Below are 21,754 nucleotides of genomic sequence, written 5' to 3' on the forward strand. Positions count from 1 at the left end.
GGGAGGCCGTGCATGCGGGTTTCGCAGCCCGGGCGTGCGGTTCTGGCAGTCGCGTGTGCGGTGAGGCGCCTGGGGCCCGTGGTGCGGCGTGCGTGTTCCGCGCGTGGGAGTGGGTGCGCGGGCCTGGGACGCCCGGGCCCGGCGCGTTCCGGGCGGGTCGGAGACGTTTCGTCCGGCTTTCCGGGCAGGGGCTGAAAAAAGGTCAGCCTTTCCGTCCCCGACAGGGGGGAGGCAGGCGGGCGACCCTCGTAATCCCGAGGGTTTAGTGCTCGGCATGGGCGTTGCTCTGAGGGAGGGGCGTGCAGGGCGGCGGCGGCGGGCAGATCGCAGGACAGGCAGACACCCTCAACCTTGGAGATGAAATCATGGCGAAGACGACTCAGCGTGGGCAGGTCATCCGTCGTAAGGCCCGGCAGGTGAAGGTGACGACGGCGCGTGCGGTGAAGGGTGCGAGCCGGAGCGCGCGTCAGGTGCAGGTGACGCTGGGCGACCTCATCGCGGCCGCGTTCGACACGGTGGGCGGCGAGGTGAAGAAGGTGGCCCAGGTGGTGTCCTCCACCGACATGACGCTGGCCACCGGCAAGCACATCGTCTTCGTCGGCTGACACGCGGGCTTCGTGATGTGCGCCACCCCGTGGCGCCAGGGCGTTGGTGGCGACGGCAAGGGGTTGCACGGGTGAGACGCGTCATCATTCCCGGACGGAATTGCTGGACGGTAGAGGAGGCGAGCGACGCGGGTGTACTGGTGGACGCGCGCGCCTATTACCGGGAGCTGTACCGGGCCGCTCAGAAGGCCCGACGCTACATCGCGATTACGGGCTGGCAGTTCGACAGCGACGTGGCGCTCTTGCGAGGCGACGACCTCGGCGAGGCGCGCGGCGAGGTGCGGCTGCTACCGATGCTGGACGAGCTGTGTCGTGCCAACCCGGAGCTGCACGTCTACGTGCTGGCCTGGGACTTCAGTCTGCTGCTCGCGATGGAACGCGAGTGGATGCAGCACCTCATCTTCAACTGGACGACGAACGAGCGTGTGCGCTTCCGCTTCGATGCGTCCAGCCCGCTGTACGGCGCGCACCACCAGAAGCTGGTGGTCATCGACGGACAGGTGGCCTTTACCGGCGGCATGGATGTCTGTGATTGCCGCTGGGACGACAGGGATCATCCGGTGCGCTCGCCGCTGCGCTGTGACAGCGGGAGGGACCCGCACGGTCCCTACCACGACGTGCAGTCCGTGCTCACCGGGCCGGTGGTGGACAAGCTCACGGAGCTGTTCGAGGCGCGCTGGGCGCACTCGGGCGGCGGCGAGCTGAAGCTGCCGAAGGTGGCGCGTGACGACGTGGGCTTCACCCCGAGCATTCCGGCGCCGCCGGGGCCGGTGGCCATCAGCCGCACCTTCGGCAAGACGCTGCTGCCTCCGCAGGAAGCCGTGCAGGAGGTGCGCGCGCTGTTCCTGGACGCCATCGACTCGGCCGAGCGCTTCATCTACATCGAGAACCAGTACTTCTCCTCGCGCGCCATCTACCAGGCCCTGGTGAAGCGCATGCGCGAGCCGGGGCGCGGCCGTCTCCAGGTCATGCTGGTGCTGCCGCAGCAGCCCGAGGCGCTGCGCGAGCAACTGGCCATGGGCATCGCCCAGGTGCGCCTCCTGCGCGCGCTGGAGCGCGTGGCGCGGGAGATGGGCCATGACTTCGGCGTGTACTGCTCCGCGGGGCGTGACGCGCAGAGCGGCGCGGACGTCTACACGTACATCCACTCGAAGGTGATGGTGGTGGATGACCGGTTCCTCACGCTGGGCTCGGCCAACACCACCAACCGCAGCCTGGGGCTGGACTCGGAGCTGAACCTGAGCTGGGAGGCGGAGGAGGACGGTGACGCGGTGTCGCGCGCCATCCGCCGCATCCGCGTGTCACTGATGGCGGAGCACGCGGGCCTGGAGGGCGTGGAGTCCGTGCGCGTGCTGGCGCGCGCCGACGGAGACCTCGTGGACTGGCTGGACGGCATGGCGGCCGCGGGCCTGTACCGGCTGCGCCCGCACCCGATGCAGACGGTGTTCGACCAGAGCCCGCTGCTCAAGTCGCTGGAGCCGGAGGAGCTCATCATCGACCCGGAGGACTCCGTGCTGGACGAGTCCCTCTTCGAGGCGCTCCACCGCGCGGAGGACGGCCTCTTCTCCTCCGGCATCCGCCTGCTGTCCCGCTGGCTGGTGGGCGCGGGCACCGAGCGACCGCATCGCGCCATCTGCCCGACGAATACGGAGGACGGGCGCTCCAGCGGCTGAGTCGTCCGTCCGCGGTCGCGGGTGAAGGCACGGGGAGCGTGGTGGACGCGAGCGCCCGCCCGGCCGTCCGCTCTGGAACGGGCCAGGGAAGGCGGGCCTGTCCGCCGGGTTGCCCGTCCCCCGTGGGTCGCCACCTTGTCGGGAGCACAACTCTCGCCAAGGAGATTCCCACATGAAGCTTCCGTTGATGGCCGCGCTGGCCGCGCTCACCTTCTGGGGCTGTTCGAGCCAGTCCGCGAACACGCGGGCGGATGACAGCGCCAGCGTTCCGGCGAGCGCGACAGGCGGCGCGGGACAGGCCGGCGCCTCCAGCGAGGACCCCGCGCGCGAGCAGGCCGAGCAACAGCAGGAGGCCCGGGAGAGCCCCGGCGAGGCGGCCGACGTGGTGGACAACGAGCGCCGGGACCGCAAGGACGCGCCCACCGTCCATGACGAAGAGGCCACCGGCGGCAGTGGCACCGACACCTCGGTGACGACGGGCGACGGCGAGAAGTGGGACGTGGTGGACGAGCCGGGCGCGCACCGCGAGTCGCGCCCCGACACCAGCAAGGACGCCGCCCAGTCGGAGGACGCGGCGACGGGTGGCTCCGGCACCGAGCCCCAGGGCGGCTCCGAGAGTGACACCGGCGGTGGTGGCGACGGCCGCTAGCAGATGGCTCCCGGCGCGTTCCACCCGCCAGGTCTCCGGGCCTGCGCGGGTGCGCGTGTACCGACGCACCGCAGTGTCACCCACACGTTGCGGGGGTCGGTTGCTTCGTCCCATGGCGCGGCCGGGTAGAGTGGGGGGCGATGACTGGCGCCCCCTTCTTCGTCCTTCTCGCCCTCGTTTCCACCCAGCAACCCGAGGCCGGTTCCACCATCGAGGAGGTCCCCAATGAGGAGGCCCCCTCTTCCGGAGGTGGGGCCTCGTCCGTCACCACGGCCCGGCTGGATGAGCCCGCTCCTCCGGGCGCGCGCACCGGTGGCGAGGGCTTCGGCTTCAGCGCCCAACTGGAAGCGGGCGCGCTGAGTTTTCCCTCGGGCACGCCGGGGGGCGAGCAGGACCTGTTCGCGCGGGTGTACCCGGCGCTGGGGCTGACGAAGGGGGAGACCTTCGTGCTGCGGCTGGGCGCCAACCTGCGCCTGCGGGTGGTGGACGGGGAGCCGAAGCAGGCGGAGACGGACTACGGCGGATACCTGCGCCGCGAGGACTGGGATGAGTTGAGCGACGCCGGGCAGGTGGTGCGCATGCTGCGCATCGGCCAGGAGGGTCGGCCGTTCTTCCTGCGCGTAGAGCCCTTCGTCGACGAGACGCTGGGGCGCGGCTACCTCGTCAATCGCTACATCAACGTGCTGTCGCCGGACTACCACCCGGCGGGCGGCACGGTGACGTTCGTGAAGGGGGCGGTGCGCGCGGAGGTGCTGGCCAGCGACGTGCTCGCCGCGCGCATCTTCGCGGCCGAGGCGCTGCTGGACATCGGCCGCATGGCCAGCGAGGACGCGAAGCGGTTCGACCGCTACCTCGTGCGCCTGTCCGCGGCGCATGACGCGGGCCGCGCGGGCGGAACGACGCCGACGATGACGCTGGCGTCGGTGGGCGGCGACGTGGCGCTCTACAAGGGCGAGCGCCTGCGCACGTGGGCGCTGCTGGGCGGCGGCGCGCGCTTCTCGGAAGGGCACACGCCGGACTTCGGCGGGCTGCTGGGCATCGCGATGGAAGGACAGACGTCGAGCGGCACGCAGCTCAGCGTCACCCTGCAGGGACGCAAGCAGGGAGGCACCTTCCGCTTCGGCATGTTCGGCCCCGACTACGAGCTGGGGCGCTTCTCCGGCGTGGGCCTGCACGAGGTGCCCCTGGCGGAGGAGGTGCTGCCCTCGGGCTTCGCCGGCTACCTGGAGCTGAGCGTGGCGAAGGGCGGCCCGGACGAGCTGATGCTGCTCGGCAGCCTGGCGGCGCAGTACTTCGGCTTCGGCCGCACGGACGCGGACGTGTCCGCGGGCTTCGAGCTGCCGGGCGCCCGGACGCGTGTCCTGGCTCGCGCGGTGCTGACGGCGCTGGGAGACCGGCCCCGTTACTCGTTGGGCCTGGAGGTGCGCCAGCGTGTCCTCAACCACTTCTATGCCTGGGGCTCCGGCGGGACGGTGCACTTCCCCCAGCCGGACGGAACGCTGGTGCGCGGCGTCACCGCGGGCCTCGGCGTGGGCGTGGACTTCCAGCGCTGAGGCGCTGGGCCTTCGGAGCGGAGGCGGGGGGTGAGGGCTCGCGCGACAGGGCTCCTGGGCGCGGTGCTCCTGGCCGTGGCGGGCCCTGCGTGGGGGGCGGGCGCGGAGGACGCGCGCGCGGACTACCTGCGCACGCTGGAGCGCTTCGAGCAGGGCGTCGGCTTCTCGCTGGAGCGCGTCTTCGACTCCGGGCTCGCCGCGGCCCGTGCCCTCCGGGAAGGCCGGGAGGGTCCTCCGGCGCCGCTGCCGGGCTTCCTCGTCAACGATGAGGATGTGCTCGACCTCCGGCCGGACCCACGCTTCTTCCTCGCGCTGGCGAAGCGGCGGGGCACCGACGTGGACCGGGAGTTCTTCTCGCTGCTGGGCCGCACCTACGCCTACGACGGCGTGTCGCGGCTGTACCACGCGCCTGGCGGCTGTGACGCCTTCGACCATCCGGAGTTGGAGCCCCTCTACCGGAACTGGACGCGCTTCTGGGCCACGCACCCGCGCGCGTACACGGAGGCGGTGGACCAGGAGGTGGCGGCGCTGGAGGACACGGTGGCCCGGAGCACCTGCGCCTGCGGCGACCGTGAGTCCGTGGAGGCCGGGCTGGAGCGCTTCCTGAAATCATTCCCGCGCTCGCCCGTAGCCCCTGACGTCCGCGCCCGCCTGGAGCAGGTGCGCGCGGGGACCAGCGACTTCCGCTTCCGCTGCCAGCCGGGCTGAAGCCGCTGCTTTGCGGGTGAGCATGTGCCTCCCCGCCTCGCGCGACACTCCCACCGAAGTCGACTTGACTACGACTGTAGTCACGCGTACCTTGCTTCGTGACTACAGTTGTCGTCACGGGAAGGTCGCATGAAGAAGCCGGTAGGAGACCAGGAGCTGACGGTGCTGCGGTACCTGGCGGAGCACGGCCCGGCCACCGTGGGCGAGGTGGCCGAGCGTTTCGGTGAGCCGCAGGGGCTGGCGCGCTCCACCATCCTCACGGTGATGGAGCGGCTGCGGCTGAAGGGGTACCTGACGCGGCACAAGGTGGAGGGCGTGTTCCAGTACGCCTCGCCGGTGCCGGAGACGGAGCTGCTGCGGGACGTGGTGGGGGACTTCGTGCAGCGGCAGTTGTCCGGCTCCCTGTCGCCGTTCGCCGCATACCTGTCCGAGGCCGATGACGTCACCGACGAGGAGCTCGCGCAGCTCCAGGACGTGGTGGCGCGGCTGCGCTCGAAGAAGCGGAAGGAGTAGCCACATGGATACGGGCTGGCTGTCTCACGTCGGGGAGTGGGCGTCCGCGTGGCCCGCGGGGCTGTGGCGGGCCTCGTGGCAGGGGGCGCTGTGTGCCGCGCTGGTGTGGGCGCTGACGAGGTCCTGGTCGAAGATGCCGGCCTCGCTGCGCGCCGGGCTGTGGTGGCTGGTGGCGCTGAAGTTCGTAGTGTCGCTGGGCTGGCTGCGGCCCGTGCCGCTGCCGGTACTGCCGGCGTCGCTCGCCGCGCGGGTGTCCGGCGTGGAGGCGATGACGTCCACGGTGAGCCCGGAGGGTGCGCTGCCCGCCGTGGCGGATGCGGCGGTGGGTGGGCGCGATGAGGCGGCTGGCGCGGTGACGAGTGGGTCGAGCGCGCGAAACGACGTCCCCGTCGTGAGCTCAGCGCCGCGAGCCGCGAGCCCGGAGCGGACCTTGGCGGCCCACGGCTCACTGTCACGTGAGGGCGCGCACGCGAAAGGCTCTGCCTTCAAGGATGGCGCGGGGACTGTTGCCCTGTCCCGTGAGGCCGCGCGCACGGAAGTGCCTGGCCACGAGCGAGCCACCAGCCTGTCGTCGCGTCCGGCGGGGCTGCCCGTCATCAGCATCGTGACGGATGAGCGCACGGAGTCTCCGGGCAACACCGCCTCCGTTCCCACCACGCGCTCCTTCATCACCGCGATGCAATCGGTTCTCTGGAGCCGGGTGCTGGCGTGGGTGCTGCTGGCGGCGTGGGCGGCGGGCGTGGCGTGGCAGCTCCGGAGCCACGTGAGGGGCTGGGCCACCATGCGGCGCCTGCGCCGGAGCGCGCGCCCGCTGGCGCACCCGGTGCTGGAGTCGGAGGTGCGGGAGCTCTCCGCCGTCGCGAAGCTGTGGCGGGTGCCGAGGCTGCTGGTGTCGGAGTCGGTGGCGAGCCCGCTGGCCACGGGGCTGTTGGACCCGGTGGTGGTGCTGCCGGCGAAGGCGGTGCGGCGGCTGCCGGTGGAGGCGCTGCGCATGGCGCTGGCGCACGAGCTGGCACACCTGCGGAGGGGAGACCTGTGGCTCGGCTGGGTGCCGGCGCTCGCGGAGGCACTCCTCTTCTTCCATCCCCTCGCACGGCGCGCCGCGCGGGAGTACGCGCTGGCGCGGGAGGAGGCGTGTGACGCCGAGGCCCTCCGGCTCACCGGCGCGGAGCCCGCCGACTACGGCGAGCTGCTGATTGCCTTCGGTGTCGCCCGAGGCGCCGGTACCGCCGCCGCCATGGGCGCGTCGGCCCACATTCACGCATTGCACAGGAGGTTGAGCATGTTGGAGCACGTCGATGCCGTTCCCGCCCGTTCCCGGCGCCTGTTGAAGGTGGCGCTCTCCGCCCTCGGCCTCGCGGCCCTGGTGCCCTTCCAGGTCGTCGCGCAGGAGCCCGCCGCTCCGGCGTCCAACGACGCGTCGAAGGGGGCGAAGGCCGCCGTGCCTCCCGCGCCGCCCGCCGCTCGCGTGGCCGCGACGCCTCCCGTGCCTCCGGCGCCCGCGGCTCCTCGCGTGGCCGGCACGCCGCCCGTGCCCCCGGCGCCCGCGGCTCCTCGCGTGGCCGGCACGCCGCCCGTCCCCCCGACGCCTCGCGTGGCCGGCATTCCGCCCGTGCTCCCGGTGCCGGCGGGGCTGCCCGTCCCGCGTGTGGGCGCGGTGCCGTCGGTGCTGCCCCTCCCGCGCGTGGCCGCGGTGGCCCCCGTGCCTCCCCCTCCGCCCGCGCCTCCCCGGGGTCGCCATGACGATGATGACGACGACGACAGCAGCTACGTGCTGCTGGCGGACAACATGGCGATGATGAACGGCAGCTCCGTGGACCTGAACCTCGCCGGCATGTTCAAGCAGCCGGGCAAGGAGCTGCTCTACGTGCGCCGCAAGGGCGAGGCGTTCATCATCCGCGACCCGGCCACCCTGAAGGCCGTGCGCACGGCCCTCGAGCCCACGCGCGAGCTGGGCAAGGCCCAGGGAGACCTGGGCGAGAAGCAGGGCGCGCTGGGTGGGAAGCAGGGCGATCTCGGGCAGAAGCAGGGTGAGCTGGGAATGAAGCAGGGCGAGCTGGGCATCAAGCAGGCCGAGCTGGCGCACAAGCAGGCCGGGCTCAACCTGGAGGAGATGCGCCTGGAGCGCCTCCCCGAGGCCGAGCGCGACCGCCGCCAGGCGGAGCTGCGCAAGCAGGAGCAGGCGCTGGAGCAGGAGATGAAGGTCCTGGAGAAGCAGCAGGAGGCCCTCGGGGAGCAGCAGGAGGCGCTGGGCCGCGAGCAGGAGAAGCTCGGCGAGGAGCAGGAGGCGCTGGGCCGCGAGCAGGAGAAGCTCGGCGAGCAGCAGGAGGCGCAGTCGAACGAGGCCGAGAAGAAGGTGCGCGGCCTCATCGACGAGGCGCTCCGCAAGGGGCTCGGGCAGCCGTTGCCCACCTGAGGACGGTTTCCGGCGCGGGCCCGTGACGCCGGAGGCACGGCTCCTCTAACTTGAGGAGTCCCTCGCCCCCCGGAGGTCCCGAATGAGCCTCGCCGCCATTCCCCAGGCCACTTCCAGCAGCACGCTCGACTCGGTGGTGCAGCGTGTGAAGGAGGGCTCGCGCGCCTGGGTGAAGCTGGGCCTGCGTGAGCGAATCGCGCTGCTGGAGACGCTGCGCCGCGCCTTCGCCACCGTCGCCGAGCCGAGCGTCCGCGCCGCCTGCGAGGCCAAGGGCATCGACCCGGACAGTCCGCTGGCGGGTGAGGAGTGGCTGGGCGGTCCGCTGGTGGTGCTGCGCAACATGCGCCTGCTGGTGGACTCGCTGAAGGACATCGAGAAGCACGGCGCGCCGTACATCCCCGCCTCCCACCTGCGCACGCTCGAGGATGGGCGGCTGGCGGCGCGCATCTACCCGAAGGACGCGCTGGACGGAATGCTCCTTCCGCGCAACGTGGGCGAGGTCTACTTCCTCCCCGGCGTCACCGCGTCCAACCTCCGCGAGCACCAGGCCTCCTTCTACCGCAAGCCCCACGGCGGGAAGGTCTGCGCGGTGCTGGGCGGTGGCAACGTCAACTCGATTCCGCCCGCGGACTGCCTCTACAAGCTCTTCGTCGAGGGCACCGCATGCGTGCTCAAGATGAACCCCGTCAATGCCTACCTCGGGCCCTTCCTCGAGCAGGCCTTCGCTCCGCTGGCGAAGCACAACGTCTTCGCCGTGGTGTACGGCGGCACGGAGGAGGGCTCCTCGCTGGTGAACCACCCGGCGGTGGACGAGGTGCACGTCACCGGCAGCGACAGGACACACGACGCGCTGGTGTGGGGCCCGCCCGGCCCCGAGTCGGAAGCGCGCCGCGCCCGCAACGCGCCGCTGATGACGAAGCCCTTCTCCAGCGAGCTGGGCAACATCTCCCCCGTGGTGGTGGTGCCCGGGCCGTACTCGGAAGGCGAGCTGCGCTACCAGGCGGACAACATCGCCGGCATGGTGGCCAACAACGCGTCCTTCAACTGCAACTCCGCCAAGCTGCTGGTGCAGCCGAAGGAGTGGGCGCGCCGCTCGCAGGTCATGGACGGAGTGCAGGCCGGCCTGGGCAGGGCCGCCGTGCGCCGAGCTTACTACCCGGGCGCGGAGCAGCGCTGGAAGCAATTCACGGACGGCCGCGCGCGCCTGCGCCTGGTGGGCAATGCGAGCTCGGGCGAGCTGCCCTACGCGCTGATTCCGGACGTGGACCCGGCCGAGGCCCAGGACCGCGTCTTCCGCCAGGAGCCCTGGTGCACGGTGCTGTCGGAGACGGGCCTGCCCGGCTCGGATGACCCGGTGGCCTTCTTGGACAAAGTGGTGCCCTTCCTCAACGAGAAGGTGTGGGGCACCCTCAACGCCACGCTCATCGTCCACCCGAAGTCGCTCAAGGACCCGGCCGTCCACGCCGCCGTGGAGCGCGCCATCCGAGAGCTGCGCTACGGCACGGTGGCCGTGAATACGTGGCCCGCCGCGGGCTACGCGCTCGTCTCGTTGCCGTGGGGCGGCCACCCGTCCTCGTCCGCGCAGGACATCCAGAGCGGCCTGGGCTGGGTGCACAACACGTTCATGCTGGAGGACATCGAGAAGGCCGTCATCCGCGCGCCGCTGACGAACCTGCCGGCGCCGCCGTGGGTGCCGGGGCACCGGGGCGTGCGGGACCTGGCGCGGAAGCTGGTGGAGTTCGAGCTGGGGCCGTCCTGGCTGAAGGTGCCGGGTATCGCCACGGCGGCCCTGCGGCGGTAGGCCTGGGGCGCCAGGGCCCCGGGCGGCGGGGACCGGGCGGGCGGCCGGGCCACGGACTGCGTGGACGCGGCGCCCCATGGTAAACCCGGGCGCATGGCATCAATGCACGCACGGGAAGGCGGGCAGTTCCTGCAGCAGGGGCGCTCCGAGGAGGCGGTGAAGAGCTTCCAGAAGGGGCTCTCCGTCGACCCGGATGATGTGGACTGTCTCCTGGGGCTCGTCCGCACGCACCTGAGCACCGGCGCGGCCGGCGACGCGGAGGCGGCCACGCTGCGGCTCTTGAAGGTGAAGCCGGACCACGCGGAGGCGCAGGCCCACCTGGCCATGCTGCGCGCGCAGGCGGGTGACGCCGAGGCGCTGGAGGCCCTCAAGACGCTGGCCGCGGCGCCCACCGCCGGCTACTTCGAGCGCTTCAACCTGGGCGGGCTCCTGCTGGACCGTGGCGACCTGGCCGGTGCGCGCGCGGCCTACGAGTCCGCGCTGGACGTCGCGCCCGGCAGCGCCCACGTGCACTTCGAACTGGGCCGCATCCACCTCCAGCAGGGCAGCGTGGACGGCGCGGCGGCGCACTTCCAGAAGTCCTCGGAGCTGGCTCCGGCCGAGCCCATGCCGCTCTTGATGCTGTCGCGCGCGCACGCCGCCCGGGGGGCACTGGGGCTGGCCATCCAGGCGGGCACGCGGGCGCTGGAGAGCGCCCAGGGGGGCATGCGGCGCTCGGTGCTGGAGGACCTCTTCCGGCTGTACCTGACGGCGGGCAACCCGGAGGCGGCGAAGCGCGCGGTGCAGGAGCTGCGGCAGCTGGTGCCGGCCAACCACAACTACGTCTATCTGCACGGGCTGGCGGTGATGAGCGCCGGGGCCTTCCGCGAGGCGCAGGACCTCTTCGAGGAGGCGCTGCGCATGGCGCCTCGGAGCTGGCAGACGCTGCAGGCGCTGGCCCAGGTGCACCTCGCGTTGATGGAGCGGGGGCTTGCCCGGAAGCGACTGGAGGAGGCGGTGGCGCTGGTGCCCACGGAGCCCGGGCCCGCGAATGACCTGGCGCTGCTGCTCTTGCAGGACGAGGCGCACGAGCGCGTCCGGCCGGTGCTGGAGCCCGTGCTGGCCGCGCACCCGCAGGACGCGGTGACGCACCTCAACCTGGCGGTGTCCTGGTTCCCCACGGACAAGGCGGCGTGCGTCCGCCATGCGAGGCAGGCGCTTGCCCATGGCGACGGCACCGTGCGCGAGCAGGCGGAGCGGCTGTTGAAGCAGCTCGGAGGTTAGAGCCCGGCGGTGCTCCGCGCCCTGCGGACGACCCGGCCCCCGAGCCGAGGCTCGCTGGAGTCGGGGCGTGGGCCGCCCGCGAGGCGTGTTACCCCATGAAGGGGGGAGCCTCGCCGCGGAGTCTGTGACGGGCACGCGTGTCCTCCCGCCCGGGGCCTGGGGAGGCCCTCCGCCATGGAAGTCCCGGCGGTCCTCCAGGAATTGGTGGTGGTGCTCGGTGTCGCCGTGGCGGTGGTGCTCGCGCTGAGCCATGTGCGGCTGCCCACCATCGCGGGGCTCATCGCGGCGGGGGCGCTCATCGGTCCGGGTGGGCTGGGGCTGGTGCGAGACGCGGCCCTCATCACCGTGCTCGCGGAGATTGGCGTGGTGCTGCTGCTGTTCAGCATCGGCCTGGAGTTCTCCCTGGCGAGGCTGCGGCGGCTGTGGCGGGTGCTGCTGCTGGGCGGCGGCCTCCAGGTGGGGCTCACCACGCTGGGCGTGCTGGCCGGCGCGCTGGCGCTGGGCGTCCCGGCGGCCCGGGGCATCTTCTTCGGCTTCCTGGTGGCGCTGTCCAGCACGGCCATCGTCCTGCGCGCGCTGGCGGAGCGGCACGAGGTGGACGCGCCGCACGGGCGGCTCATCATCGGCGCGCTCATCTTCCAGGATTTGTGTGTGGTGCCGATGATGCTCGCCATTCCGCTGCTGGCCGGACAGCGGGGCGGAGCGGGGGCGCTCTTCTCGGTGCTCGCCAAGGCGGCGCTGCTGGTGGTGGCGACGGCGGTGCTGGGGCGCACGGTGGTGCCCCGCTTCCTCAAGGACGTGGCGGCCACGCGGCGGCGCGAGGTGTTCATCCTCGCCGTGCTGGGGCTGTGCGTGGGCATCGCCTGGGTGTCCGCGCTGGCGGGACTGTCGCTGGCGCTGGGCGCGTTCCTCGCGGGCCTCGCCCTGGCGGACGGGGACTACGGGCACCAGGCGCTGGCGGACGTGCTGCCGCTGCGCGAGACGCTCTCCAGCTTCTTCTTCATCTCCGTGGGCATGCTGCTGGACGTGCGGGTGCTGATGGAGCGGCCGCTGCTGGTGGCGGCGCTGGTGCTGGGCGTGCTGGTGCTGAAGGCACTGGTGGGCGCGGTGAGCGCCATGGTGATGCGCTTCCCGCCGTGGGTGGCGGTGCTGGCGGGGCTGGGACTGGCGCAGATTGGCGAGTTCTCCTTCGTGCTCGCGCACGAGGGGGGCCAGGCGGGGCTGCTCAGCGCGGACGAGCAGCGGCTGTTCATCACCATGAGCGTGCTGACGATGGTGGTGACGCCGGTGGCGCTGCACTTCGGGCCGAGGCTGGCGGCGGGGGCGGCGCACCTCAAGCGCCTGGAGTCGCTCATCGGCGCGCACGGGCCACACCACCTGGAGGCGGGGCACAGCGAGGCGCTGAGCGACCACTACATCATCGGCGGGCTGGGCACGGCGGGGAAGCTGGTGACGCGGGCACTGCGGGAGAGCCAGGTGCCGCACGTGTGCATCGACCTGGACCCGGAGGTGGTCTCCGAGGCGCGGCGGCGGGGCGAGTCGCTGTACTACGGCGACATCACCAGCGCGGAGATTCTGGAGCGGGCAGGCATCCACCGGGCCCGGGCGCTGGTGCTGCTGCTGGACGACCCGCTGGGCGCGGCGAGGGCGGTGTCCACGGCGCGGCGGCTGCACGCGAGCGTGCCCATCCTGGTCCGCGTGCAGCGACTGGGGGATATCGCGGACCTGCGCGAGCGCGGGGCCAGCGAGGTGCTCGCGGGAGAGCTGGAGACGGCGCTGGAGGCGGTGTCGCGCGTGCTGAAGTCCACGGACCTCTCGGAGGAGGCCGTGGCGCAGCTCCTGGACACGCTGCGCAAGGACCACCCGCACGGCCCCGGGCCGAACGGGCCACCGCCGCCTCCCGCGCTGCCGCCTCCCGCGCGCAACGGCGGGCCGGAGCGGCCGGAGTACCGGCACTGAGGAGAGGCCGCTACCGCCCGAACAGCCCCCGCTTCTTCTGTGGCTTCCCGCCCTGTGCACGGGACAGACGCTCGCCGAGGATGCGGCTCATCTCCAGCGCCACGGCCGGGTTCGCCATCACCACGCTGCGGAAGTCCTCGCGGCCCACCGCCGCCAGCTCGCTCGCGGCGGTCGTCACCGCCGTCGCCGTGCGCGGCTCGCCCGTCAAGAGCGCCAGCTCGCCGAAGAAGCCGCCCGGCTTCACCGTGGCCACCACCTGCGCCGCCGAGTCCTTCAGCTGCACCTCGCCGGACAGCACCACGAAGAACGTCTCCCCCGGGTCACCCTGGCGGAACAGCTCCGTGCCCCCGGGGTGGTGCAGGTGCTCCGCGCCGCGCGCCACCACCTCCAGCTCCTCGTCCCTCAGCGGCGCGAGGAAGTCCACCTTGCGCAGCGTGGCCGCCAGCAGCGAGCCCGCCCCGGCGCCCACCGGCGGCTCGGCGCTGAGGAAGTCCACCGCCGCCGAGAGCTGCGAGCGCCGCGACACCATGATGACGGTGTGCCCCGCGCGCAGCACCGTGCTCCCCTCCGGCAGCGTCGCGCGGCCCTGCGGGTCCACCACGCCGATGAAGACGCACTCGCGCGGGAAGCCCGGCGTGGCACGCACCTGCGCCACCGTCTGCCCCGCCACCCGCGCGCGCATCGGGAGGGCCAGCTCGAACAGCAGCGTGTCCCCGTCTCCCAGCGGCAGCGTGCCCGCCACCTGCGGGAAGTCGATGGCCGTGGTCATCTTCGCCACCACCACCTCCGCCTCCGCGACCAGCTCCTTCACGCCCGCCAGCCGGTAGGCCTCGCGGTAGCTCGTGTCCAGCATGCGCACCATGAGGCGCGCCCCGGACGTGCTGCGCACCAGCATGGCGAAGGCCAGGTTCTCCGAGTCGCGCGCCAGCACCCCCGCCGCCACGTCCGCCGAGCCGATGCCCGCCGCCTCCAGCACCCGCGGGTTGGTGGCGTCTCCGCACACCGTCACCGCGCCCACCTCCTCGAAGATGCGGTTGCAGACGGTGGCGTCCCGCTCGATGACGGTGACGGTGTGCTGCTCGGCCACCAGCCGCGCCGCCAGCACGCTGCCCACCCGGCCTCCACCCGCGATGACGATTTTCACGACGCCTTCCTCCCGTGGCCCGAGTCCCCAGTGTCGCCGTGCAGCACCTTCTCCAGCGAGAGCGTCCGCTCATCCAGCTGCGCCAGCATGTGCTCCGCCGTGGCCTCCGGAATGAGGCCGTTGCGCCGCGCACCCTGCAGCGCGGTGCGCTCCGCGTCGATGAGCCGGCGCCGCATGGAGATGAGGTCCCTGGCACCTTGAGCGAGGTGCTGCTCGTTGAGGCGCCGCAGCTCGCGCTCGGAGCGGGCGATGTTGACCTGGTACTCGCTGCGCAGGTGGTCATACGCGGCGCGGGGCACCAGCCCCTGCTCGTGCAGCACCTCCAGCTCCTGGTGCGCCGCGCGGCTGGCGATGAGGCGCCCGCGCTGCTCCGCCATGGAAAGGGCCACCTCGTCCTGGTGGAAGAGGCCCAGCCACTTGAGCACCTGGGTGAGCATGAGCCCCTGGCCCACCAGCGACACCAGCGTGACGCCGAAGGCGATGGCCACCAGTTGCTCGCGCGCGGGCGTGGCCGCCGGGAGGCCCAGCGCGAGGCCGATGGACAGCGCGCCCTTGATGTTGCCGGCGATGAACACGTGCTGCCAGCGGAAGGGCAGCGCCTCGGCGGGCCGCAGCCAGCGCAGCAGCAGGAAGGGGATGTAGGTGCCCACCGCGCGCCCGGCGAAGACGCAGGCCACCGCCAGCAACGTCTCGGGCAGGTAGCCGCTCAGCGTCTCCGGCCGCGTGGTGAGCCCCACCGCCAGGAAGAGGAAGGTGTTCACCCCGAAGGTGGCGTACTCCCAGAAGGTGTGGATGGCCACCTGGCTCTGCGGGGCCACCTCGCGCCGCAGGGTGACGCCCACCGCGAGGCCCGCGACGACGGCGGAGATGGCGCCGGACAGGTGGAGCTGCTCGGCCACCACGAACGAGGCGAGCGCCACCGCCGTCGTCACCATGATTTCCGCCAGCGGGTCTTCGATTCGGCGGATGACGAAGCCACCCAGCAGCCCCAGCGCCAGCCCCACCACGCCGCCGCCCACCGAGGCCAGCAGCACCCGCGCGCTCATGGTGGCGATGGACGGCGCCGCAGCCCCCGCCACCACGCTGGCGATGGCCGCGTAGGCCACCAGCGCGGTGCCGTCGTTGAAGAGGCTCTCGCCCTGCATGATGCCGGACAGGCGTGGCGGCACCGGGGCGCGGCGGAACGCGTAGAGGATGGAGACGGTATCGGTGACGGACAGGAGCGCGCCCAGCAGCAGCGCCGGCCATACCGGCAGGCCCAGGGTGAAGTGCAGCGCGGTGCCCGTGGCGCCGATGGCCAGCACCATGCCCAGCGTGGACAGGAGGAGGATGGGCAGCGCGTTGGCGCGGATGCCGGACAGGTCCGCGGTGATGCCGCCCTCGAACAGGAGCGCGGGCAGGCAGAGGAGGAACACGACTTCGGGGTTGAGCGGTGGGACGCCGGGCAGCAGGTGGCCCACGGAGATGACGAGCCCTCCCACCACCAGCGCGACGTTGTACGGCAGGCGCGCGCGCTTGGCCGCGACGGCCAGGACAATCGCCGCCACCATCAACCCGATGACCAGGGGCATCTCGACGTGCACGGCCGCAAGTCTTCCAGAACCGGCGCCCCGACGCACGGGGCACGTCGAGGAATCCGCGTGCTGTCCTGTCGGAAACCTTCAGCGCTTCAGGCGGAGGATGAGGTCCTTGCGCGGACCGCAGTCGCCGCGGCCGTCGCAGTTGCTGGTGGTGACATACAGGTGGCCGTCCGGACCCATGGAGACCTCGCGCAGCCGGCCGTACGTGTCGCGCAGGTACACCTCGTGGCGGGCCACGCGGGCGGGGTTGTCCTGGGCGAACTCCACGCGGTGCAGGTGCCGGGAGCCCAGCGTGCCGATGAGCAGCGAGCCCTTCCACTCGGCAATCGCGGTGCCGGTGTAGAGCGCGGCGCCGCCCGGGGGCATGGCGTCCTCGAAGGTGAGCGACGGCGTCACCTGTCCCTGGCGCGTCTCGCACGCGTAGATGCCGGGCCAGCCCAGGTTGTCGCCGCGCCGCGCGAGGCTCACCTCGTCATGGCCCCGGCGCATCGTCTCGCCGCTGGGCCCGTGGTCGGTGACGTAGAGCGTCGTCGCGTCCTTCCAGTCCCAGCCCTGGAGGTTGCGGATGCCGGTGAGGAACGCGGGCGAGTTGGGGAACGGGTTGTCTTGCGGCACCTGCCCCTCGGGCGTCAGGCGCAGCAGCTTGCCGGCGGGGTCATTCACGTCCTGCGAGCGGTCCGGCGCGCGCGAGTCGCCCGTGCCCACGTAGAGCATGCCGTCCGGGCCGAAGTGGATGCGCCCGCCGTCATGGTAGGTGGCGGAGGCGATGCCGCCGAGGATGACCCGGTCGAAGGTGGCCGTGGCGTGGTCCTCGGACAGCGTCCACCGCTCCACGCGATTCTCATCGCGGCCGCCGGCGTCGGTGGTGACGTACACGTAGAACCGCCGATTCGTGGCGAAGTCCGGGTGCGCGGCGATGCCGAGCAGGCCGCCCTCGGCGGTGCGCGTCGTCTGGAGGGTGGCCACCGGGTTGGGCTGGAGGGCGCCGGCCTTGAGGAGGCGCACGCGGCCGGGACGCTCGGTGACGAGCGCGTCGCCACCGGGCAGCCAGGCGATGCCCCAGGGCACCTCCAGTCCCTCCGCAACCACTTCCACGTCGAAGGGCACGGTGCCGTCGGTGCCCCAGCCGTCCTCCACCAGGATGCAGTCCTGCGGGGAGGCGGTGCCCTGGGCCTGACTCTTCCGGCAGGCGGATGCGAGGGCGGCGAGCACCACGAGGGAAGAGAGCAGGAGGCGGGAGGCGCGCATGAGGGATTGATGCCAGCCTGGCGGTGGGCGCGCCAGCGTCACTTGAAGCCGGCGTCATGCGGCTGACGAGCCCGCGTTCCAGCCCGGGAGGTCCATCGGTGCTGGAATCGGCAGACGAGACTCCGACGGAGCCGCGACCTGGCCCTCGTCTCGTGAAGAAGCCGCTGACGGCCTGACGCCGACGGCAACCCTTTTCCCTCCCCACTGCTGAGTCACCACCGGCCCGGCGCCGCCGAGCTGGACGTCAGACGTGTGTCGTTTCGTCCCCAGGCTTGGGGGCCTTCACAGGAGGCGTGTATGCGCGTGAAGCGAAGTTGGGCCGCTGTGTTGCTGCTGCTCTTGCCGGGTGTCGCTTGGACGCAGTCGGAGCCAGAGACCGACGAGCCAGACGTGCTGCCCCCGACGCGTCAGTGGCACTCCCTGACGCGACTGGAGGCGACGACGTGGGCGTTGCTGCCTCGGGCGGGCATGGGGCGTGACGAAGGGTTCGTGCAAATCGAGCCCACGCTCATCATCGACGGCGGCGAGGAGCTCGGCGTCAACGTGGGCGCCCCGGTGCGGCTGCGTCTGTGGGGAGGTGGAGAGGGCGCGGGCCTCGTGCGGCGAGAGGACTGGGACACGCTCTCCGACTGGGGGCAGCTCTTCCGTGGCCTGAAGTTCGGCTCGGACACCGCACCTCTGGCCGTGTGGTTCGGAGGGCTGGAGAACTACACCCTCCTGTCCGGCCATCTCGTCCGGCGCTACTCCAACCGGACGAACCCGGACTACCACCCGGCGGGAGGCTTCCTCCTCGGCACGCTGGGGCCCCTCTACACGGAAGCCTTCGCCTCGGATGTGCTGGGAGCGCGTCTCATGGGCGCGGAGTTCTCCCTGGACCTGGAGCATGTCTTCTTCGGAAAGCCTCGCATCCCCGCCTGCTACACGCTGGCGCTGTCCGCGGTGCATGACTGGGGGCGTGCCGGAGGACGCGCGCCCTCGCTGACGCTTGCGCACCTCGACGCGATGGCCGTCTTCCGGGTGCGTCCGACGTACGAAGCCTTCGTGTCCGCGGGTTGGGGAGGACGGCCCGGAGAAGGCGGCGCGTGGGGCGCGGTGGTGGGCGCGGGACTCGACGTGCTGACGTCCACGCTGGACATGAAGCTGCGGCTGGAGGGACGGCGCCAGCACGGCGGCTTCCGGCAGGGCGTCTTCGGCCCCGAATATGAGCTGGCGCGCTTCCAGGCAGCGGGCGCGGACGGCAGGCCGCTGGCGGATGCCCCCTTCCCAGAAGGCCATTCCCTCTACGCCGAGGCGAACGTGGGTTGGGATGCCGTCAGCTACGGCGGGCTCCAGAAGCACCTGAGCCTGTCGCTGGGAGTGGAGGCCTTCACCTGGGGCCGCCTCGACGCGGACGGGCACGTCGCGGTGCAACTGTTCCGGCGCAACCTGGAGCTGGCCGTGAAGGGACTGGGCGTGAGTCTGGGGAGGCCCGGGGCACGCTACCTGGGTGCAGCGGAAGTGAGGTGGCGATTCCTCGGTGGAAGGCTCTATGCCATGGGCACGGGCGGCACGCTCCTCTTCCCCGGAGCGGAAGGGACGCTGCGCCCGGCGGCCTTCGCCTCCGTGGGACTGGGGGTGGGCAATGCGCGCTAATGCCGTGGTGCTGAGCGTTGCGTTGCTCACCACGGGATGCGCCTCGGTGTCGCTCGCACCGAGCCGAAGCGAGGAGCTGCGTTACATGCCGCGCGGTGGGTCCGCGCTGACGCAACCGCCGCACGAGGAGCACCCGCATACCTGGGAGGCTTCGCCATCTTCCATCGCGGGAGAGGCGCTCCAACGCAGGCTGGCGCGTCGCAAAGCGCCACAAGGCGGCGTGACGGAGGCTGCCTCGGGCGGCGTGGCGGGAGGCGCTGCCGCGAGTGCCTCACAGGTACGGGACGCGGTGCTCGAAGCCGTAGACGACGTGAAGGGCTCCACGGACAACATCGCCAGCACACTCTCCACGCTGGCCAACCGTCCACCTACCCGCTTCGGCAACCGGGGCTTGACCGGAGCCAACGGCGTCTTCACCGGCAACCTGGACCATGCCTCCAATCAGCTGCCATGGCTGCACAGTGCGCTCGTTAGCACGACGGCGCTGGTGGCGGTTGCCGGGGAAGTCGGTAACGCGGACATGGAGCTGGGCATCCTCCGGATGGCGGGCCCGCGCCTTCAGTCGGCCATGTTCGGCTCCATGCTGCTCGCGGCATGGCTCGACTTCCTCACCCTCGCCGATGCCGTGCTCCGCGAGTGCTCCGCCTACAGCGCCGAGCAGCTCCTCATGGACCTGGAGCGCGTACAGAGGCGGATGGAGCCCACCCTGGCGGCGTTCTCCTCAGGAGACGCGGAGCAGGTGGAGGAAGCGGCCACGGCGATGCCCGAGTTGATGGGACAGCTCACCCGAGAGTTCGGCGCCATCCGCGACGGCGCACGCAAGGCTACCGAGCAGAACGGGAAGTTCATGGCGGCGGCGCAGGCGATGGAGATGCTCACGCTGGTTTCGACGCTGAAGGTGTCGCTGCCTCGCCTGCCGCCCGCCGCTCCCGCCACCGTCGGCGTGAGCCTCGTCATGGGCTCTGGCGGTGTCATGGCCGGCTCGCAGCTTGTCGTCTCCGCCGAGTGGGTAGAGATGATCCGGCGCCTCGTGCAGGCGGGCGTCATCTCCATCCCCGCCGTCAGTGCCGCTGTCCGGATTCACGGCGGGCAGGTGATGATGGCGCAGGCGAACGGGGACCTGCCGGAGGGGCTACGCGACGCGCTGGGCGACAGCCCCGAGGTGCGCGGCATGAGGGTGACGGGCAAAGCCGGGGCGGGCATGTCCGAGCATCCGAAGCACCACGTCATGCCGAAAGAGCGCCGCACATGGTTCGAGGAGCGCGGCTTCAAGGGCGACATGGACATCGACCAGTTCTGCGTTCGGCTGGAGTGGGCACACCACGAGGCGATTCACGGAGGCGGCAACTGGCGCCTGGGGCGTATGTGGCCCAACGAATGGAACCGGATGATCATGGAGGTGCTACAGCAAGCTGAGCGCAGGGCTGGCCAGATGTTGACGCGAAACGAGATCCTCAACATCGTCGCATCTCGAATGAAGCGCTATGGCATCCCGATGAAGTTCACTCAAGGGAGGAGGCGATGACCGATGGACGCTCCTGGCGGGGTGATTGGAAGGCACGCCTGTATGAGCGCGTCCGTGAACGCGGTTACGACTCGCTCACCGCATTTGCCGAGGCACGTCCTGCCGTCCCGCTGAACCAGCTCGCCGAGGAGCTTGGCAAGGACGACGTCGCTGGGGTGCAGGTGTTGGGAGGACTGCATGCTGAGGCAGAGCAGCGCAGGATGGTCACACGTTTCGTGCGCGACGTGCTCGTGCGTGAGCTGTCGGAGACTCTCCCAGATGGCTGGCCGGTCGTGCTGGACCGTGACTCCCGATTCGCGGTCGCCAAGGCGCTCGGCTGCTGGTACGCCGACACCCCTGATACTCACAAGGAGCGCGTCGACCGGGCCGGAGACGCGCTCCTCGCCAATCCGCCGCCCGCTGGCTGGCGCCCGCTCGGCCCCGACGACGAGCTGCTTCGCACGCTCTTGCCGGACGAAGAAGCCTGACCAGTACGGGCGCCCCTGCGAGCCGAAGAGCGGCGCTGCTCATTGCCCCCATGGTCACCGTTCACCGGCTCAAGCAGCGCTTGCGGGCTGAAGCATTTCCGGAGTGGGCAAGAGCTGCAGCGGCAAGTGTCCGTGTCGGCTGTGCCTTGCTGGCCCTGAATCGGCTGGCTCGATGGTGCCCCACGGCCTCGCGCTCCAGCCCAGAGGGCCGGGGAGCGGGCAGGCGGGCGACCCTCCCGAGGCCGGCCCGCCCGCTGCCGCGTTGGTCCGCGCCGGGGCCGTGGGCACCTTGTCCGGACCGAGCGGCACCACCACTCACATTCCAGGGAGGCGACCCATGGCGCGCATCGCGTTCATCGTGGCCAATGACTTCGAGGACTCCGAGTTCCGCGTCCCCTACGACGCCGTCAAGAAGGCGGGGCACGAGGCGGTCATCATCGGCGTGGAGGCGGGCAAGGAGCTCAAGGGCAAGAAGGGCCGGGAGACAATCAAGGCCGAGAAGGCCGTGAAGCAGGTGTCCGCGAAGGACTTCGACGCGCTGGTGATTCCGGGCGGCTACTCGCCGGACCACCTGCGCACGGACATCGGCATCGTGGGCTTCGTGCGGGACTTCTTCCGCGCGGACAAGCCCATCGCGGCCGTGTGCCATGCGGGCTCGCTGCTGGTGGAGGCGGACGTCGTGGACGGGCGCACCGTCACCTCGTGGCCCTCCATCAAGACGGACCTGCTCAACGCGGGCGCGCGCTGGGTGGACCGCGAGGTGGTGGAGGACGGCGGCATCATCACCTCGCGCAACCCCGGAGACCTGCCGGCCTTCAGCCAGGCGCTGCTGCGTCAGGTGTCCGGAGGCCTCGCCCCGCGTCTGGAGGAGCCGCTCGCGCCCGAGGCCGTGTCGGACCAGCCGCCCACCGTGCACTGACGGACGGAGCGCCTCTCCCGCCGTGAGACGGTGAGGCGCCGCGCGCTCGTGCGTTGTTGGTGGACGTGGGGCCTGCCCTGGGGAACAGGGGGCCGGCCG

At 71.7% G+C, this 21,754-nt stretch carries 17 protein-coding genes; 14 read left to right on the top strand and 3 right to left on the bottom strand.

Annotated features, from left to right (window positions below):
- The first annotated feature begins 365 nt into the window (after nt 1–365).
- The 10 genes from OV427_RS26705 to OV427_RS26750 all read left to right on the top strand — a co-directional run bounded on the left by OV427_RS26705 (nt 366) and on the right by OV427_RS26750 (nt 13,140).
- The gene (locus OV427_RS26705; RefSeq protein ID WP_267858996.1) at nt 366–605 is read left to right on the top strand and encodes a chaperonin; all 240 of its coding nucleotides are present in this window, start codon (nt 366–368) and stop codon (nt 603–605) included.
- Between the two features lie 71 nt (nt 606–676).
- On the top strand, nt 677–2,278 hold the full coding sequence (locus OV427_RS26710) for a phospholipase D-like domain-containing protein (RefSeq protein ID WP_267858997.1): 1,602 nt from the start codon (nt 677–679) through the stop codon (nt 2,276–2,278).
- Nucleotides 2,279–2,450: 172 nt separating this feature from the next.
- Nucleotides 2,451–2,927, top strand: coding sequence for a hypothetical protein (locus tag OV427_RS26715; protein WP_267858998.1), 477 nt, complete (start codon nt 2,451–2,453; stop codon nt 2,925–2,927).
- A gap of 140 nt (nt 2,928–3,067) precedes the next feature.
- A complete protein-coding gene (locus OV427_RS26720) occupies nt 3,068–4,480 on the top strand; it encodes a hypothetical protein (RefSeq protein ID WP_267858999.1) in 1,413 nt (470 codons plus the stop codon).
- Nucleotides 4,481–4,510: 30 nt separating this feature from the next.
- Nucleotides 4,511–5,188 (top strand): hypothetical protein, encoded by a 678-nt coding sequence (locus OV427_RS26725; RefSeq protein WP_267859000.1) that lies wholly within the window; start codon nt 4,511–4,513, stop codon nt 5,186–5,188.
- Between the two features lie 129 nt (nt 5,189–5,317).
- On the top strand, nt 5,318–5,701 hold the full coding sequence (locus OV427_RS26730; protein ID WP_267859001.1) for a BlaI/MecI/CopY family transcriptional regulator: 384 nt from the start codon (nt 5,318–5,320) through the stop codon (nt 5,699–5,701).
- Nucleotides 5,702–5,705: 4 nt separating this feature from the next.
- Nucleotides 5,706–8,117: a M56 family metallopeptidase gene (locus tag OV427_RS26735; RefSeq protein WP_267859002.1), complete on the top strand. Its 2,412-nt coding sequence runs from the start codon at nt 5,706–5,708 to the stop codon at nt 8,115–8,117.
- Nucleotides 8,118–8,199: 82 nt separating this feature from the next.
- Nucleotides 8,200–9,918 (top strand): aldehyde dehydrogenase family protein, encoded by a 1,719-nt coding sequence (locus OV427_RS26740; protein WP_267859003.1) that lies wholly within the window; start codon nt 8,200–8,202, stop codon nt 9,916–9,918.
- Nucleotides 9,919–10,020: 102 nt separating this feature from the next.
- Nucleotides 10,021–11,181 (top strand): tetratricopeptide repeat protein, encoded by a 1,161-nt coding sequence (locus OV427_RS26745; RefSeq protein WP_267859004.1) that lies wholly within the window; start codon nt 10,021–10,023, stop codon nt 11,179–11,181.
- 174 nt (nt 11,182–11,355) lie between these two features.
- Nucleotides 11,356–13,140 carry a cation:proton antiporter gene (locus OV427_RS26750; RefSeq protein WP_267859005.1) on the top strand — a complete coding sequence of 595 codons (1,785 nt, stop codon included), beginning with the start codon at nt 11,356–11,358 and terminating at the stop codon, nt 13,138–13,140.
- Between the two features lie 10 nt (nt 13,141–13,150).
- On the opposite strand, the gene OV427_RS26755 is transcribed toward OV427_RS26750, so the two are convergent.
- From OV427_RS26755 to OV427_RS26765, 3 genes are all read right to left on the bottom strand, one after another.
- Nucleotides 13,151–14,284, bottom strand: coding sequence for an NAD-binding protein (locus OV427_RS26755; RefSeq protein WP_267859006.1), 1,134 nt, complete (start codon nt 14,282–14,284; stop codon nt 13,151–13,153).
- Nucleotides 14,281–15,867 (bottom strand): cation:proton antiporter, encoded by a 1,587-nt coding sequence (locus OV427_RS26760; RefSeq protein ID WP_267859007.1) that lies wholly within the window; start codon nt 15,865–15,867, stop codon nt 14,281–14,283. Before OV427_RS26760 ends, OV427_RS26755 begins: the two co-directional genes overlap by 4 nt.
- 78 nt (nt 15,868–15,945) lie before the next feature.
- Nucleotides 15,946–17,112: a PQQ-dependent sugar dehydrogenase gene (locus OV427_RS26765; protein WP_267859008.1), complete on the bottom strand. Its 1,167-nt coding sequence runs from the start codon at nt 17,110–17,112 to the stop codon at nt 15,946–15,948.
- A 297-nt stretch (nt 17,113–17,409) separates the two neighbouring features.
- On the opposite strand from OV427_RS26765, the gene OV427_RS26770 reads away from it, so the two are divergent.
- The 4 genes from OV427_RS26770 (at nt 17,410) to OV427_RS26785 (ending at nt 21,655) form a co-directional block, all read left to right on the top strand.
- Complete coding sequence (locus OV427_RS26770) at nt 17,410–18,744, top strand: hypothetical protein (protein WP_267859009.1); 1,335 nt, start codon at nt 17,410–17,412, stop codon at nt 18,742–18,744.
- A gap of 220 nt (nt 18,745–18,964) precedes the next feature.
- Nucleotides 18,965–20,269: a DUF2380 domain-containing protein gene (locus OV427_RS26775; protein WP_324289993.1), complete on the top strand. Its 1,305-nt coding sequence runs from the start codon at nt 18,965–18,967 to the stop codon at nt 20,267–20,269.
- Nucleotides 20,266–20,736: an NUDIX hydrolase gene (locus OV427_RS26780; protein ID WP_267859011.1), complete on the top strand. Its 471-nt coding sequence runs from the start codon at nt 20,266–20,268 to the stop codon at nt 20,734–20,736. Before OV427_RS26775 ends, OV427_RS26780 begins: the two co-directional genes overlap by 4 nt.
- Nucleotides 20,737–21,073: 337 nt before the next feature.
- Complete coding sequence (locus OV427_RS26785; RefSeq protein WP_267859012.1) at nt 21,074–21,655, top strand: type 1 glutamine amidotransferase domain-containing protein; 582 nt, start codon at nt 21,074–21,076, stop codon at nt 21,653–21,655.
- Nucleotides 21,656–21,754 lie beyond the last annotated feature (99 nt).

This window comes from Pyxidicoccus sp. MSG2 (genome assembly GCF_026626705.1).
Lineage (GTDB): Bacteria > Myxococcota > Myxococcia > Myxococcales > Myxococcaceae > Myxococcus.